The organism is Actinocorallia populi, from assembly GCF_002995495.1.
In the GTDB taxonomy this organism is placed as follows: Bacteria; Actinomycetota; Actinomycetes; order Streptosporangiales; family Streptosporangiaceae; genus Actinocorallia; species Actinocorallia populi.
Map to the genome: position 1 here is coordinate 39,342 of NZ_PVZV01000001.1, position 14,983 is coordinate 54,324.

14 protein-coding genes are annotated in these 14,983 nt (G+C 68.6%); 9 read left to right on the forward strand and 5 right to left on the reverse strand.

Annotated elements, in window-relative coordinates; genetic code table 11:
* Positions 1-5 precede the first annotated feature (5 nt).
* The gene (locus C2865_RS00200; protein ID WP_106396240.1) at positions 6-1,517 is read right to left on the reverse strand and encodes a carotenoid oxygenase family protein; all 1,512 of its coding nucleotides are present in this window, start codon (positions 1,515-1,517) and stop codon (positions 6-8) included.
* A 2-nt stretch (positions 1,518-1,519) separates the two neighbouring features.
* Positions 1,520-2,746 (reverse strand): acetyl-CoA acetyltransferase, encoded by a 1,227-nt coding sequence (locus C2865_RS00205; protein ID WP_106396241.1) that lies wholly within the window; start codon positions 2,744-2,746, stop codon positions 1,520-1,522.
* Between the two features lie 199 nt (positions 2,747-2,945).
* Between C2865_RS00205 and C2865_RS00210 the strand changes: the two genes are divergently transcribed.
* From C2865_RS00210 to C2865_RS00220, 3 genes are read left to right on the forward strand one after another with little or no spacing between them, the layout of a single operon-like run.
* Positions 2,946-4,154 carry an acetyl-CoA C-acyltransferase gene (locus C2865_RS00210; RefSeq protein ID WP_106396242.1) on the forward strand — a complete coding sequence of 403 codons (1,209 nt, stop codon included), beginning with the start codon at positions 2,946-2,948 and terminating at the stop codon, positions 4,152-4,154.
* Positions 4,151-5,044: an SDR family NAD(P)-dependent oxidoreductase gene (locus C2865_RS00215; protein ID WP_106396243.1), complete on the forward strand. Its 894-nt coding sequence runs from the start codon at positions 4,151-4,153 to the stop codon at positions 5,042-5,044. The genes C2865_RS00210 and C2865_RS00215 overlap by 4 nt, the downstream gene beginning before the upstream one ends.
* Positions 5,041-5,844 carry a DUF1295 domain-containing protein gene (locus C2865_RS00220; protein ID WP_106396244.1) on the forward strand — a complete coding sequence of 268 codons (804 nt, stop codon included), beginning with the start codon at positions 5,041-5,043 and terminating at the stop codon, positions 5,842-5,844. The genes C2865_RS00215 and C2865_RS00220 overlap by 4 nt, the downstream gene beginning before the upstream one ends.
* A 4-nt stretch (positions 5,845-5,848) precedes the next feature.
* Here the strand turns inward: C2865_RS00220 and C2865_RS00225 are convergent, their stop codons facing one another.
* Positions 5,849-7,906: a nuclease-related domain-containing DEAD/DEAH box helicase gene (locus C2865_RS00225; RefSeq protein ID WP_106396245.1), complete on the reverse strand. Its 2,058-nt coding sequence runs from the start codon at positions 7,904-7,906 to the stop codon at positions 5,849-5,851.
* A 212-nt stretch (positions 7,907-8,118) separates the two neighbouring features.
* On the opposite strand from C2865_RS00225, the gene C2865_RS00230 reads away from it, so the two are divergent.
* The 3 genes from C2865_RS00230 to C2865_RS41250 are packed head-to-tail and all read left to right on the forward strand — an operon-like array spanning position 8,119 to position 9,155.
* Positions 8,119-8,622: a MerR family transcriptional regulator gene (locus C2865_RS00230; protein WP_232835261.1), complete on the forward strand. Its 504-nt coding sequence runs from the start codon at positions 8,119-8,121 to the stop codon at positions 8,620-8,622.
* The gene (gene trxA, locus C2865_RS00235) at positions 8,531-8,809 is read left to right on the forward strand and encodes a thioredoxin (RefSeq protein WP_232835262.1); all 279 of its coding nucleotides are present in this window, start codon (positions 8,531-8,533) and stop codon (positions 8,807-8,809) included. The genes C2865_RS00230 and trxA overlap by 92 nt, the downstream gene beginning before the upstream one ends.
* A gap of 55 nt (positions 8,810-8,864) precedes the next feature.
* Positions 8,865-9,155: an Orn/Lys/Arg family decarboxylase gene (locus C2865_RS41250; RefSeq protein ID WP_106396247.1), complete on the forward strand. Its 291-nt coding sequence runs from the start codon at positions 8,865-8,867 to the stop codon at positions 9,153-9,155.
* A gap of 53 nt (positions 9,156-9,208) precedes the next feature.
* Here C2865_RS41250 and C2865_RS00245 read toward each other — a convergent pair whose 3' ends face one another.
* The gene (locus C2865_RS00245; RefSeq protein ID WP_106396248.1) at positions 9,209-9,607 is read right to left on the reverse strand and encodes a DUF7144 family membrane protein; all 399 of its coding nucleotides are present in this window, start codon (positions 9,605-9,607) and stop codon (positions 9,209-9,211) included.
* A gap of 223 nt (positions 9,608-9,830) precedes the next feature.
* On the opposite strand from C2865_RS00245, the gene C2865_RS00250 reads away from it, so the two are divergent.
* Entirely contained in the window at positions 9,831-10,382 is a 552-nt protein-coding gene (locus tag C2865_RS00250; RefSeq protein WP_106396249.1) for a hemerythrin domain-containing protein, read from the forward strand.
* A gap of 37 nt (positions 10,383-10,419) precedes the next feature.
* Here the strand turns inward: C2865_RS00250 and C2865_RS00255 are convergent, their stop codons facing one another.
* The gene (locus C2865_RS00255; RefSeq protein ID WP_106396250.1) at positions 10,420-10,932 is read right to left on the reverse strand and encodes a mycothiol transferase; all 513 of its coding nucleotides are present in this window, start codon (positions 10,930-10,932) and stop codon (positions 10,420-10,422) included.
* 1,750 nt (positions 10,933-12,682) lie between these two features.
* Between C2865_RS00255 and C2865_RS00270 the strand changes: the two genes are divergently transcribed.
* Entirely contained in the window at positions 12,683-14,779 is a 2,097-nt protein-coding gene (locus tag C2865_RS00270; protein WP_106396253.1) for a carbon starvation CstA family protein, read from the forward strand.
* Positions 14,776-14,943 (forward strand): YbdD/YjiX family protein, encoded by a 168-nt coding sequence (locus C2865_RS00275; protein WP_106396254.1) that lies wholly within the window; start codon positions 14,776-14,778, stop codon positions 14,941-14,943. Before C2865_RS00270 ends, C2865_RS00275 begins: the two co-directional genes overlap by 4 nt.
* Positions 14,944-14,983 lie beyond the last annotated feature (40 nt).

Sequence of the window (14,983 nt, forward strand, 5' to 3'; positions counted from 1 at the left end):
GCCTTTCAGAGCCCGGCCGCCGCGGCCGCGGAGTCCGCGTCCGACCAGCCGGGGATCGCCGAACCCGGCGCCCAGGTGGCGTGGGTGCCGCTGGAGACGCGCTCGGGAAGCCGGATCCGGGCGATCGGGCCGTCTGCCAGCCTGGACGCCTCGAAGATCAGACATTCGGAACGATCTTGGTTCATGTCCGTGGTCAAAGTAACAACGTATCCATCCTCCTCACCCGACGCCCCGACCCTCGGGGCCATGGCAGGCTCACTTCCATAAACGCCTTCCGGCAGGGCGTACCGCGCCTCCGCGCCCGTCACCACGTCATGCCGGACGAGGCCGTTGAACAGGAACCACCCGTCCAGGCCGGTGGCGGCATACGTGTAGCGATAGGGACGGCCGCCGTAGCGGTTGTTCATCACGCCGAACTCGGTGATGGAGTCGCTGAGGCGCTCCTCCCTGCACTGGCCCGTGACGAGGTTCAGCCGCCAGCGGTGCAGGCGCGTCTGCATCCTGTCGAGGGCGAGGAAGCGGAACATTCGCTGATAGAAGCTGCCGTCTCCGGTGTCCTGGGGTTCGGGAGAGCCCTGGAAGAAACCGTCGAGGACGATCTCGTCGCCTTCCTCGTACGCGTTCACCCAGTGCAGGACGTAGGTGGGATCGGCCTCGAACCACTGCACCTTGCCGCCGCCCCTGCGCGGCAGGACGCCCAGCCGGGTGGGCAGCTCGGGGTGGAAGCGAGACGCGTACAGGTCCTTCTTCAGCAGCTCCGGCTCCCAGAACAGGGGGCAGTCGTTGAGGATGGCGTAGTTCTCGGTGAACGCCATGTCGTGTGGGAGGCGGGGGCCGGGCAGCGGCACTTCGACGTAGTCGACGAGCCTGTTGTCGGCGTCCACCCGGCCGTAGTGCATGAAAGGCGCGTCGGTGCCGTAGTCGAAGAAGAGCAGTTCGCCGGTGTGCTCGTCCACCTTGGTGTGCGCGGAGACGCCGCAGGACGGGAAATCGCCGTTCCAAGTGGTCTTGCCGAGCGTCTCCAGGGTGAGCGGGTCGAGCCGGTAGAGGTCGCCGCACTGGTAGAAGCTCGTCAAGGCGACGCCGGCATGCACGACGACGTCCGTGCTGGAGGCATCCTTCATACGTCCGCGCGCGCCCCAGCCGTCCTGGCGGATCGACTTGCTCGGGCGTTCCGCGATGCCCGCCCACAGCGCCTGGCCCGCCTCCCGTTCGGCGAGCAGGCCTTCGGTCTGCACGAAGCGGTTGCGGTAGAACGCCTTGCCGTCGCGGAAACCGACGACGTGGACCATGCCGTCGCCGTCGAACGGGTGGTAGCGGCCCTCCAGTGCGGGGTGGACGGGGTTCTCGGTGTTGCGGAGGTAGATGCCGTCCAGGTCCGCCGGGATCTCGCCTTCGACTTCGAGGTCGTCGGCCTTCCACTCGGTGGTCTGAGGCCGCCAGGGGCCCGTCCGGTACGGGTGGTCGTCGTCGGAAGGCAGGGTGGAGAGCACCCGTCCCAGGACTTCAACGTCCATGGTCATTCTCCTTGGTCGGTGCCGATGACGAAGCTGACGACCGTCGTGGTGCTGCCGCCGATGTTCAAGGTGGCGAAGCGGTTCGCGCCGTCCACCTGGGTTTCGCCGGCGGTGCCCGTGACCTGCCGGGACGCGTCCACCAGCATGCGTACGCCGGTCGCGCCCACCGGGTGGCCGCCTCCGATGAGGCCGCCACTGGGGTTGACGGGGATGCGTCCGTCCTTCTCCAGGTCGCCGTTCTCGACGGCCTTCCAACTCTCGCCCGGGGCTGTGATGTCGAAGTGGTCGATGGCCATGTACTCCGACATGGTGAAACAGTCATGCGTCTCGATGCCGTCGAGGGCATCCACGTCGGGGATTCCGGCGCGACGGAACGCGTCTTGGACGGCGTCGCGAACGTGTGGGAGCGCGTACTGCTCGTCGCGCGAGCGGTCCAGCTTCTGCTGCAACGGCAGCCCTGCGGTGCGGTGGCCCCAGCCTTGGATGCGTGCGCGCCCTCGAAGCTCGGGACGTCTCTGCAGGTAACGCTCGCTGACGAGGACGACTCCCGCGCCGCCGTCGGTGACCTGGCTGCAGTCGTGACGGCGCAGACGACCTTCGACCAGCGGATTCACCTTGTCATCGGCACTGAAACTCGCCTCGGAGAGCTCCCAGGCGCGGGTCTGGGCGTGGGGATTGACGCGGGCGTTGCGGAAGTTGAGCTCGCCGATCGCGCGGAGGTGGGCGTCATCGATGCCATACCGGCGGTCGTACTCGTCGGTCAGGGCGCTGAACATGTACGGCCACATGAACTTGGCGTCCTGGCCTTCGTGCCCCACCCACGCCGCTGCGCCCAGGTGCCGGGGTGCGACGTCGCCCGGAACGGTCTTCTCCAGTTCGAGGCCGAGCACCAGGGCGACGTCGTAGCGGCCGGATTCGAGGTCGGCCATGGCGGAGAGGACGGCGATTCCGCCGGACGCGCACGCGGCCTCATGGCGGGAGGCCGGGACGCCCCAGAGCTCAGGGATGACCGTCGCCGGCATGCCTCCCAGCTGTCCTTGCCCGGTGAACAGCTGGCCGAAGGCGTTGCCGACGTGGATGACCTCGATGTCGCCGGGTTCGAGGCCGGCGTCCTGGAGCGTCCGGACCGTCACCTCCTCGGTGAGGTCGGCGAACTCCCCTCCCGTGCGTGCCCAGTTGCGGGCGAAGTCCGTCTGGTGGCCGCCCAGGATCGACACGGCTGCGGTCATCTCTGGTTCTCCCCTCAGCGTGTGCGGCCGGGCTCGGCCGCCTCCGAGTTCTTACTACAACAATGAGAGTAAGTCGTCAATGACGGGCTCCCCGGCCCTCCAGCACAGAGCCGGAAAAGCAGGAGATCCGGTCTTGTTCTTCCCGGGCCCATCAAACTACATTTAAAAGAGTAACTAGGAGGAGGAAGGGAGGCGCCGCATGACCGAAGCGCTGGTACTGGACTACGTGCGCACCGCCCGGGGCAAGGGCTCCAGCCGGGGCGCCCTGCACCGGGTGAGCCCGGTCGAGCTGGTCGTCCGGCTCCAGCGGGCGCTGGCCGCACGCACCGGGCTCGACCCGTCCCGCGTCCAGGACGTGATCATCGGCTCCGCCTCGCAGGTGGACGAGCAGGGCGCCGACCTCGCCCGCACCGCGACCCTGCTGGCGGGCTGGGGGCACGGCGTCCCCGGAGCGACGATCAACCGCTTCTGCGCCTCGGGCGTCGACGCCGTCGCGCAGACCGCCGCGCGCATCCGCGCCGGGGACCTCTCCCTGGCCGTCGCGGGCGGCGTCGAGAGCGTCTCGCGGGTGCCCATGTTCAGCGACCGCGGGCCGCTGTGGACCGACCCGGAGACGATCAGGCACGTCGGCTCGGTGCACATGGGCATCGCCGCCGACCTCAACGCCACCCTCGACGGGCTGACCCGCGAGGAGCTCGACGCCTACGGGGTGGAGACCCAGCGCAAGGCCGCCCGCGCCTGGGAGGAGGGCGTGCACGCGCGGTCCGTCGTCCCCGTCGAGCTGCCCGACGGGTCGTTCTTCTCCCAGGACGAGCTGGTCCGCCCCGACACCCGGCCGGAGCAGCTCGCCGCGCTGCCGCCCGCGTTCGCCGGCCTCGGCGCCGAAGGACAGGACGCCATCGCGCTCGCCGCCCACCCCGAAGCCGGCGAGATCCGCCACCTGCACACCGTCGGCACCTCGCCCGCCCTCGCCGACGGGGCCGCGCTGCTCCTGCTCGGCTCCGCCGAGACCGCCGCCGCCCTGGGCCTGCGGCCCAGGGCGCGGATCATCGGCTCCGCCGCCGTCGCCACCGACCCCGTGATCATGCTGACGGCCGGGCAGCAGGCCGTCGAGGCGGTCATCGCCCGCGCCGGGCTCACTCCCGGAGACATCGACGTCTTCGAGTTCGCCGAGGCCTTCGCGGCGCTGTGCCTGAAGTTCCGCCGCGACCTCGGCGCGGGACCCGACCGGATGAACCCCAACGGCGGCACGATCGCCCTGGGACACGCCTTCGGCGCCACCGGGGCGATCATGGCGGGCGGCTGCGTGGAGGAACTGGAACGCCGCGGCGGAAGGTACGGGGTGGCCGCGGTCAGCGGCGCCGCCGGGCTGGGCGTCGCGGTACTGATCGAACGGATGGACGCATGAGCACCCCCCTCGACGGACAGGTCGTCGTCATCTCCGGCGGCGGCCGCGGCCTCGGCCGCGCCTTCGCCCTCGACCTCGCGGCGCGCGGCGCGCGCATCGTGGTCAACAACCGCAACCGCGTCGTGGACGACCAGGGCCTCGGGCCCGCCGACCACGTCGTCGCCGAGATCAAGGCCATGGGCGGCGAGGCCGTCGCCGAGCACGGCGACGTGACCGACCCCGCGACGGCGTCGAACGTCGTCCGCCTCGCCCTGGACACCTGGGGCCGGATCGACGCCTGCGTCACCAGCGCCGCCATCAGCGGCCCGGCCATGTTCCACAAGACGACGCCCGAGGCGTTCGAGGCGGTCATGCGCACCAACGTGCTGGGCAGCTCCCAGATCGCCGCGGCGTGCTCCGCCGTCATGCGCGAGCAGCGCCACGGCCGGATCGTGCTCGTCTCCTCCGCCGCCGGGCTGCACGGAGAGCCGACCGTCTCGGCGTACGCGGCCAGCAAGGGCGCCTTGATCTCCCTCGGCAAGACCATCGCCGTCGAAGGCGCCTCACGCGGCGTCCACACCAACGTCCTGCTCCCGTACGCCACCACGCAGATGACGGACGCCGGCATGGACGCCCGCTACCGCGAGGCGATGGACGCCTCCGCCGTCGCCCCCGTCGTCGCCGCCCTGGTCTCCCCCGCGAGCACGCTGAACGGCCAGGTCATCGTCGCCGCCGCCGGAGGCCTGCGCGTCGCGACGTCCGTCGAGTGGGGCACCGTCGCGTTGACGCCCGGCGCCGACGACCCCGCCGAACTCGCGTCCCTGCTGGAACGCAGCCGCAAGGGCCCCGCCCACGAATACGCGCACGCCCAGGACGGCTTCCAGGACTTCGCCAAGGAGCTGACGGCATGAACTGGACGGCCCTCCTGATCAACCTGGGCGCCACCGTCCTGGCCGTGACGCTGACGATGCTCGCCACCATGGCCGTCGCCCTGCGCACCCGCGTGTTCAGCGCCATCGACGTGGTGTGGGGCCTCGGCTTCGTCGTCATCGCCGCGGTCTCCTACGTCACGTCCTCCCTGCAGGACGCGGGCGACCCCGCCGTACGGCTCATCGCCCTGGCCCTCACCGCGGTCTGGGGCCTGCGCCTCGGCCTGTACATCCACACGCGCAACCGCGGCCACGGCGAGGACCCCCGCTACGCCGCCCTGCTGCGCAAGAACCAGGGCGGGCTCGTCCCCTTCGTCATCCGCACCATCTACCGGCCGCAGGGCTCCATCATGTGGGTGGTCTCCCTCCCCGTCCAGTTCGCGATGTACCAGACCTCCGGCGTCACCGCCCTCACCTACGCCGCCGTGGCCGTATGGCTGGTCGGCTTCCTCTTCGAGACCGTCGGCGACGCCCAGCTGTCCCGCTTCAAGGCCGACCCCGCCAACCAGGGCAAGATCATGGACCGCGGCCTGTGGGCCTGGACCCGCCACCCCAACTACTTCGGCGACGCCACCGTCTGGTGGTCCCTGTTCCTCCTGTCCTGCTCCCACTGGACCGGCCTCCTGACCGTCGCGGCCCCCGTCCTCATGACCCACACCCTCCTCAACAAGAGCGGCAAGGCCCTCCTCGAACGCCGCATGTCCCGCCACCGGGGCCCCGAATACGCCGCCTACGTCGCCCGCACCAGCGGCTTCCTCCCCCGCCCCCCACGCCGGACCTGAACCTTCACACCGGCGGGGTGATGACGCAGGACCACAGGAAGTCCCGTGCCCTGGTCATGCCCACGTAGAAGCGGCGACGGGAGAGTTCGGAGCGCTCCTGGTCGGAGGGCGCCGGAGCGGTGTCGTACGGCAGGAAGACGTATTTGAACTCCAATCCCTTGGCACGGAGGTAGGTCCCCAACTTCACCGCGGGAACGGGATGCCCGTCGTAGTGCTCCAAGCGGAGCACCGGGATGCCCGACTTGGTGAGAAGTCGCTGGTAGTAGTCGATCTGGCGGCGGGTGGCGCAGAGGACGGCCGCGTCAGCCCAGGCGGACGAACCGCCCTCGGGCGTGTGGAGGGCTCTGAGTGCATCGATCATGAGCTGGTCGTGCTCGGTGAGAGTGGCGGCCGTTTCGGCCACGTGCCGACCGTCATGGTGCACCGCCTCCACATCCTGGCGCCCGTTCTTGCGGGCGCCGTCCAGGTCGTCGAAGGAGTCCTCGGCGATGAGGGACTGCGCGGAGGCCAGGATCGGAGCGGCGTTGCGGTAATTGGTGCGCAGGACCACGGCCCGTCCTTTGACGTCGATTCCCGCTTCGGACAAGCGGAATCCGCCGGGATAGACCGCCTGCTGCTCGTCGCCGATCAGCAGAAGACCGTTGGGGCCGTCCCCGCCCAGGGCGTGCACCATTTTGACGGCATTGAGGCTGAGATCTTGCACCTCGTCGACGACGACGGCCGAATAAGCCGGTTCCCTGGGCCGTTCGCGGAGTTCTTTCAGAGCCATCGTGATGACGTCGTTGAAGTCGTGGACGCCCTTCTGCGCACGGAGGAGCTCGTATTCCTCGTACAGAAGCCAGGCCGCCTCACGATGCCGCCCGAGCAGCGCCGTGCGCCTGCCGTGCCGTGCCAGCAGGCGATATTCCTCCAGAGACGCCAGACCCCGGCCCTTGATGACGTAGTCGATCTCGTCCCGCCAATACGAGGGCGAGGGGTCCATCTCCGTCAGTGCGCTGTAGGAACCGAAACGCTTCCAAGCCAGTGAGAACGCCGTCTCGGCCTTCACCACGTCCAGGTTCGCCTTGACGCCGCGTTCGGCCAGGAAAGTGAGAGCCCACCCGTGCAGGCTCGTGAAATCCACCCGGCCGGCGGTACCCGGTGACATGCGCCGGTGGAACTGCTCCTGCACGCGCGGCAGATTGTTGGCGAACGTCATGTACAGGACACGGCCGGTGCTGCGCGCGGCCAGATGGGCCACCCGGTGCAGGCCCACCACCGTCTTGCCGGTGCCGGCGGGACCGCTGACCCGGGCAGGGCCGTTCCAACGGCGCCGGGTGAGGGACACCTGGTCGGGCGCGAGAAAGGTCATCCACTGCTCCACCGGAGCACTGAGAGCGGCTCTCCGCTCCGATTCCTTGAGCTCCTCCACGTCGAACAGGGCCAGGATCTCTTCTTCGTCCGCAGGCTGTTCCTCGACCTCCGCGCACTCGTACTCCGGAAAAGCGCTCTCCAGATGGCGGACGACCGCCCCGATCATCGGCCCCGTCACCCTCTCGGGCTGGGCGAGCAGTTCCCGGACCACGTCGGCGCCGCCCAGCAGGCGGACCCTTCCCGAACTCAGGTCCAGTCGGTGGCCTTCGAAGACCATCAGCGGACGGACCGCCACAGGCGACATTCCGAGCAGGCCGACCTGCTCCTCGACCACCTGGGTCATCGCGAGCAGCTTGTCGACCTCCCGGTCCCGGCATTCCGATCCGGCGTGAAGACGGCCGTCCCTGATTTCGGGAACGTCCTTCCACGCTTTGACGTCGATGACGTAAACCCCTGCGGGCCCGACGAGGATCAGGTCGACGTTCGCCGACCTCGTCCCGGGCCAGCGGCGGTCCCGCAGCCCTTCCCAGCCATAATCACCCAGTACGGAGAGCCTTTTCGCCACCCGCTCCTCGGCTCCGGCCGCCGCCGTATAGCGCCCGGCCGTTCCCGAGGCCTCTCGTGAGGCCTCCGGGGAAGTACGGACCAACCGCAGAGCACGTCTGAGCTCCTGCCTTCCCTTCCACCTGGCCGATTCGCCCGCAGCCACCGCGCTCCTTGTTCCACCGCCTATTTCCGCTCTCTCTAGAGATAGCAATAATTTTCACCATCTGACAGCACCATCAGGTAAGAAATCGCGATATCCGGGTTTCTTCGGAACCGTCGTGCCGCTTTTCGAGCGGGCCGCCCGGCGCGGGCTTGACCTTGACGTGGGTGTCAAGGGTTAGCTTCGGGGGGCACGCGACGGAGCCGGGAGGGGCGATGCGGATCGGGGAGCTGGCCGAGCGGGTCGGGGTGAGCACGCGGGCTCTGCGCTACTACGAGCAGCAGGGGCTGATCTCGGCGCGGCGCGGTCCGAACGGGTACCGCGAGTACGACGAGTCCGACGTCCGGCTGGTCGCCGAGATCCGTTCGCTGCTCGCCTCGGGGTTCTCGCTGGAGGACACCCGCCCGTTCCTGGAATGCCTGCGCGCGGGGCATGAGGAGGGCGGATCCTGCCCCGAGTCCGTCGCCGTGTACCGGCGCAGGCTCGCGGAGATCGACGCGGAGATCCGCTCCCTGATCCGGCGCAGGGCCGAACTGTCCGAGCAGCTGGGGAACGTCTGCCCCGGCTGCGTGCTGCCCCTGGAGAGAAGAGATGATCACAGTCACGACGGAGACCTTCGACGAGCGGGTGCTCCGCGCCGACAGACCGGTACTGGTCGATTTCTGGGCGGACTGGTGCCCGCCCTGCAAGATGATCGCCCCGATCCTGGAACAGCTTGAGGCCGAGTACGGCGACCGCCTCACCATCGTCAAGCTCAACGGCGACGACCACCCCGAGATAGCCCGCCGCTACAACATCATGGGCTTCCCCACCCTCAACCTCTACCGCGACGGCGAACTCGTCCACCAGATCGTCGGCGCCAAGCCCAAACGCCTCCTCAAGTCCGAACTCGACGCCCACGTCTGACGCCCCCGCCCGGCCGGAACGTGAGGGACGCAGCCCGGCGGGGCAAGGGACGTTCATGGACCATTCAGAAACTCCCATACTCGAGGCGCCGGCGGACTACCGGAAGCGGAGAGAGACATCGTGTGACGCTTTCTTCAGCCGCACCGAACAGGTCCCTTTGTCGGACGCCGTGGGCCGGATCAGCGCCGAGATGTTGACTCCTTACCCGCCCGGAATCCCCGCCGTCATGCCCGGGGAACGCATCACCTCCACCGTCCTGGAATACCTGCACAGCGGCGTGAAAGCCGGCATGGTCGTTCCGGACGCCGTCGATTCCGGGCTGGAAACCGTCCGCGTCATGGCTTGAGCGGTCATGGTCGTCTCGACGGCCTCGCCATCCGGCAGCCTTTTCGGCGATCTCTAGAAGTCCTCAGGCCGGTAGACCAGCAGGGCCCAGATGATGACGATGTCGAGAACGATGACGAGAATGGACCACCACGGGTAGTAGGGAATGAAGAAGAAATGGTCGATCGCCTGGAGCACGGCCAGCGCGACGGCCGGCCAGCGCGCCCATCTCTTCCCCGACATCAGTGCCAGCGCGATGGCCACGAGCAGCACCCCGAGGATGAGGTGGATCCAGCCCCACCCGGTGGTGCTGAACTCGTAGACGTAATTCGGAGCGAGAACGAAGAATTCTCTTCTGGCGATGGCCGCGATCCCGACGATGACGCCCCAGATCCCGTTCATGACCATCAGGACCGAGACGAAGAGCACGACTCCCGACGCGGCCGCCTGGCGGCCGCTCATCTGTCCGTTCACCCGTCCCCCCTTTCACCCGCTTCTCTCCTGGTCTCCAGGGCTTTCCCGGGGGCGCCGCGATCAAGAGCGCGGCCCGTGATCCTTTGCCCTGAACTGCGGAAGATTTCCACCGAGCGGTCCCGGTGGCACGGCATTGACCTGCCAGTGACTCTTGTCACCGTGGTTCGGCGGTTCTCGGGGGGTACGGCAAAAGACGTATCCGTCTGAATCGAAGGGGGTGGCCATGGCTACCGGTACTCGGGAAGATGTGGTCGATCTGCTGCTGAAGCAGCATGAGGAGATCCGCGCGCTGCTCGACACCGTCGAGCGGAGCAGCGGTGAGCGACGGAAGCAGAAATTCGACGAGTTGCGTCAGCTCCTCGCGGTCCACGAGACCGCCGAAGAGGAGGTCGTCCACCCGTACGCGCGGCGGAAGTTCGGCGGGGACGGGGCCGTCGACGAGTTCCTGGACGAGGAGCGGAAGGGCAAGGAGGTCCTGAAGCGGCTGGAGCAGGTGGAGACCGGCTCCTCGGAATTCCTGCCGCTGTTCCGCGAGCTGCGCGCCTCCATCGAGGCGCACGCGCGGCACGAGGAGGAGGCGGAGTTCCCGCAGCTGCGGATCAAGGGCTCCGAGGACGAGCTCTCCGGCATGGCCACGCTGGTCAAGGCCGCTGAGGCAGTCGCGCCCACGCATCCGCGTCCGGGGGTGGAGAGCCAGGCGAAGAACCTCGTCCTGGGTCCGGTGGCCGCGGTCGTCGACCGCGCTAAGGACGCGATCCACAAGGCGCGCAGCTGATTCGCAGGCGAGGGGCGGGGTCTCGGGGGACCCCGCCCTATGCGTTCCCGCGTTCGTACATTCCCCGGACGTAGGCGGCCTGGCCGACGTGCTGGAGACCGTCTTCGATGACGCTGACGAGCCGGACGGCCATCGTGACGGGCGGGTCCCAGTTCTCGTCGACGATCCGTGCGAGTTCGGGTTCCTTCACGGACTGTACGAAGTCCTCCGTCTGCGCGTGGACGGCGTCGTGGTAACCGGCCAGAGTCTCCGCGTCCGTCTTGACGGCGGCCACCTGCTCGGGCGTGTGCCCGTACCCGGTGTCGTGCAGATCCAGCGGTAGGCGGAACCTTTCGGCCCAGCCTCCGGACGTCCAGATCTGCTCGGCGCCGATGATCTCCGAGATGTGGTCGTCCTGGACGCGGGTGAGATGCCAGATCAGCCATGCGATCGAGTTCGCCTCCTCGTCCGGCCTGTACGTCAGCGCGTCCGCGTCCAGCCCTTTGACGGTGGCCTGCACGCTCTCCTTGACCCGTCCGAAGGCGTCGATGAGTAGGTCCGTGCTGGTCATCGGTGGTCTCCTCTGCGCTTTCGGCTCTCGAAGACGATGCCTTCCCGAACGTCGATACCCGCACACATGGTTGCCGGACGGCGCGGAAGCTGCCATTCTCGGGACATGTTCACTTCACGAAAGGGCGTTCAGCGCCCCTGCCGTTGAGCGCCGGTGAGGGCTCGGCCACCTATCTGGCCCACGCCCTGTCTCTCAGCGCCCTGCACGGCCCCGGCCCCTGGCCTTCCAAGGGTTTTCCGCTGCCCGACGAACGTCCCAGCTCGGAAACCTTCCTCACGGACGTCGTGTCCGACGGGATCCACACGCACCACTTCGGGTTCGAAGTTCAACCCGAGACGGCCGTCGAACTCGCGAACCGGGTCAGCGAAACCGTCCTCCAAAACCTCGATCCGGCTCCCTTGGGCGACCTCTTCGCCCAGAAGTCCGCGCTGCCCCTGGCCGACGAACTCGTCAAAGAACTCCGCGCACGGCACCTCCCTCGCGAAGAGCTGCGGACCGTGGCCCGTCACGTGACGGAGCACGCCACCCGCGGTACGGAGACGAAGCTCGGCATCGTCATGCTCGGCACATGCGGTGACGAACGCGACCGTGAGCTGCTGCTGCTCCTCGGTGCGCTCGAAAAGCTGACGCTCTACGCCGTCGTCGCGCTCAGGAACACCCAGCCCGATCCGCAGCAGGCCGTCTTCGAGCTCGCCCAGCGCGTCGAAGGATGGGGGCGTATCCACGCCGTGGAGCGTCTCAAGGGTTGCGGAGATCCGGAAATCAAGGCGTGGCTGCTCCGGGACGGCTTCCGCAACCGCGTCATGAACGAGTACCTCGCCCATATCGCGGCCACTACAGGTGGCCTGTACGAGGCGCTTCTCGCCGACAACGTGGACGCGCCCCTGCTGGACGGTGCCGCCGACATCCTCTCCGCGCTGGTCGTGGGAGGCCCGGCCGAGGACATGGCCGACTACGACGATGCCGTCCCGGCGATGCACCGTTTCGCGGAGCTCGCCGACGCGAGGCCCACCCTGAAGCGCCTCGACGCCCTGCTCACCATCTCCCGCCTGTTCGACAGGAAGGGTTTCTCCTGGCCGGAGCATGAGCCTTCACGGCTCAGGACCCGTTACGAGGCGGTCCTTTCGCAACGGAAGTGGCACAGCCTGGTGTCGGCGCACCTCGTGCGTCCCGTAGGGGAGTTCGGCTTCCATCAAGCTCTGTCCTGCGCCGGTCGCCTGGGGGTATCCGCGTTCCCGCACGCTCTCGACCATCTGGAGAGGAACCCTTACGACGCCTACGTCTGGCAGTGGTTGCTGAGACGCGCGACACGTGCGGAGGTGGACCTGGTCGTCGCCCATGCCGAACGGCTTCTGCCTCTCGGAGAACTGGCGTCCGGTCCCGCCGAAGTCTTGGGTTTCGGCGGGGAGCACGCCCCCGATCTTGCCTTGGGGATCATCGTCTGGAAACTCGTGGACCACCCTGGCGCGGGCCACGGCCTCCTGCGGGTCGCGTTGAGCAGCCCGCTGGTCAACTCCCGCAACGCCGTGCTCTCGGTGCTGGAGGCCTGGCCTTCGAAGTTCCGCCCTCCCGAGGTCGGCGCCTGGCTCTCCGCCGCCGGGTCCGTCGAACCCGATTCCCAGGTCCACGCACGCATACAGGCTCTTATCGGTCGTATCAACCAGGAGTTATCCACAGTCCGCACCGGAGCGAGCACTACCTGTGATGTCATGAGACCAGTGACGCGGCTCGCTCCGGGAGGTGGCTCGCCATGCGGGAGAAGGTGGTCTGGTCCCTGGTCGCCGCGGTCGGCGCCCTGGCCTGGACCGTGCTCGCCCTGGCCCGGGGCGAGCACGTGTCCGCGGCCTGGATCCTGTTCGCGGCACTCGCCTCCTACGCCATCGCCTACCGCTTCTACGCGCGGTTCATCGTCCGCCGCGTCCTGCGCGTGGACGACACCCGCGCCACCCCGGCCGAGCTGAAGAACAACGGCATCGACTTCCACCCGACGGACCGCCGCGTCCTGTTCGGCCACCACTTCGCCGCGATCGCGGGGGCCGGCCCCCTGGTCGGCCCCGTCCTGGCCGCCCAGTGGGGATACCTGCCCAGCACCCTGTGGATCATCATCGGCGTCATCTTCGCCGGCGCCGTCCAGGACCTCGTGGTGCTGTTCTTCTCGATGCGCCGCAGCGGCCGCAGCCTCGGCCAGATGGCCAGGGACGAGATCGGCCCCGTGGGCGGCGTCGCGGCGCTGGTCGGTGCCCTGTCCATCATGGTCATCCTGCTGGCGGTGCTGGCCCTGGTGGTGGTGAACGCCCTCGCCCACTCCCCCTGGGGCGCGTTCTCCATCACGATGACCGTCCCGATCGCGCTGTTCATGGGCTTCTACCTGCGCTACCTGAGGTTCGGCAAGGTCATGGAGGTGTCCGTGATCGGCGCGGCCCTGCTGCTCCTCGCCGTCGTCGCGGGCCGCTGGGTCGCCGAGTCCGGCTGGGCGGGCGCGTTCACCTGGTCCCCCGAGACGCTGACCCTCGCCCTCATCGGATACGGCTTCGTCGCTTCGGTGCTGCCGGTGTGGATGCTGCTCGCCCCCCGCGACTACCTCAGCGCGTTCATGAAGGTCGGCGTCGTGGTGATGCTCGCGGCCGGCATCGTCGCGGCGCTGCCGGACCTGCGCACCGAGGCGTTCACGTCCTTCGCCTGGGACGGCGACGGGCCCGTCGTGGCGGGCGCGCTGTTCCCGTTCGTCTTCATCACCATCGCGTGCGGCGCGCTGTCGGGGTTCCACGCCCTGGTGGCCAGCGGCACCACCCCGAAGCTGGTGGAGAAGGAATCCCAGATCCGGGTCATCGGCTACGGCGGCATGCTCACCGAGTCCTTCGTCGCGATCATGGCGCTGATAGCGGCGTGCATCATCGACCCCGGACTGTACTACGCGATGAACATGCCGGCCTCCGCCCTCGGCCCCACCCTGGAGTCGGCCTCCCGGGCGGTGGCGGACCTCGGCTTCACCGTCACGCCCGAACAGCTGGCCCGGACCGCGCAGGAGGTCGGCGAGAGCACCCTCGTCGCCCGGACGGGCGGCGCCCCCACCCTGGCGGTGGGCATCGCGGAGATCCTCGCGTCGGTCATCGGCAGCAAGGCGTTCTGGTACCACTTCGCGGTCATGTTCGAGGCCCTGTTCATCCTGACGACGGTCGACGCCGGCACCCGGATCGGCCGGTTCATGCTGCAGGACACCCTCGGCAACGTGTGGAGGAAATTCGGCGACGTCAGCTGGAAGCCCGGCCTCTACCTCTCCAGCGCCGTCATCGTCGCGGCCTGGGGGTACTTCCTGTGGGCGGGCGTCAAGGACCCGCTCGGCGGCATCAACCAGCTCTTCCCGCTGTTCGGCATCTCCAACCAGCTGCTCGCCGCCATCGCCCTGATCGTCTGCACGACGCTGCTCATCAAGTCGGGCCGCGCCAAGTACGCGTGGGTGACGATCCTCCCGCTCATCTGGGACGTGGCCGTCACGCTCACCGCGTCCTGGCAGAAGGTCTTCTCCAGCGATCCGAAGATCGGCTTCTTCGCCCAGCGCGACCTCTACCAGGACGCCCTGGACGCCGGAAGGACCTCCCTCGGCAACGCCAAGTCCGTCGAGGAGATGGAGCAGGTCGTGCTGAACTCCACGGTCGACGGCGCGCTGGCCGCCTTCTTCGCCCTGCTCGTCATCATCATCCTCGCCGACGCCGTCCGCGTCTGGATCACCTCGCTGCGCCGCCACGTCACCACCACCGAGGACCCCTACGTCGCGTCCGAACTCTGGGCCCCGTCCGGCCTCATCCCCACCGCCGACGAACGCCGCAGGTCCAAGGCCCTGTCATGACCTGGCGCTCCCTCTGGAGACTCCTCCGCGAACTCACCGGCGACCGCGCCTACGAGCAGTACCTCGAACACCGCGCCGCCACCCACCCCGGCGAACCGGTACTCCCCGAAAAGGAGTTCTGGCGCCTGCGCACCGACTCCCGTCCCCCTTCCGGCTGCTGCTGACCCACCTCCTCACCCCGCAGAGCGCTCCGCCTGCCTTTCG

Coding starts and splice junctions, on each gene's coding strand:
- C2865_RS00205 (WP_106396241.1), bottom strand. CDS start 2,746: ATGACCGCAGCCGTGTCGATCCTGGGCGGCCACCAGACGGACTTCGCC.
- C2865_RS00250 (WP_106396249.1), top strand. CDS start 9,831: ATGGCTACCGGTACTCGGGAAGATGTGGTCGATCTGCTGCTGAAGCAG.
- C2865_RS00270 (WP_106396253.1), top strand. CDS start 12,683: ATGCGGGAGAAGGTGGTCTGGTCCCTGGTCGCCGCGGTCGGCGCCCTG.
- C2865_RS00210 (WP_106396242.1), top strand. CDS start 2,946: ATGACCGAAGCGCTGGTACTGGACTACGTGCGCACCGCCCGGGGCAAG.
- C2865_RS00275 (WP_106396254.1), top strand. CDS start 14,776: ATGACCTGGCGCTCCCTCTGGAGACTCCTCCGCGAACTCACCGGCGAC.
- C2865_RS00230 (WP_232835261.1), top strand. CDS start 8,119: ATGCGGATCGGGGAGCTGGCCGAGCGGGTCGGGGTGAGCACGCGGGCT.
- C2865_RS41250 (WP_106396247.1), top strand. CDS start 8,865: ATGGACCATTCAGAAACTCCCATACTCGAGGCGCCGGCGGACTACCGG.
- C2865_RS00255 (WP_106396250.1), bottom strand. CDS start 10,932: ATGACCAGCACGGACCTACTCATCGACGCCTTCGGACGGGTCAAGGAG.
- C2865_RS00215 (WP_106396243.1), top strand. CDS start 4,151: ATGAGCACCCCCCTCGACGGACAGGTCGTCGTCATCTCCGGCGGCGGC.
- C2865_RS00200 (WP_106396240.1), bottom strand. CDS start 1,517: ATGGACGTTGAAGTCCTGGGACGGGTGCTCTCCACCCTGCCTTCCGAC.
- C2865_RS00220 (WP_106396244.1), top strand. CDS start 5,041: ATGAACTGGACGGCCCTCCTGATCAACCTGGGCGCCACCGTCCTGGCC.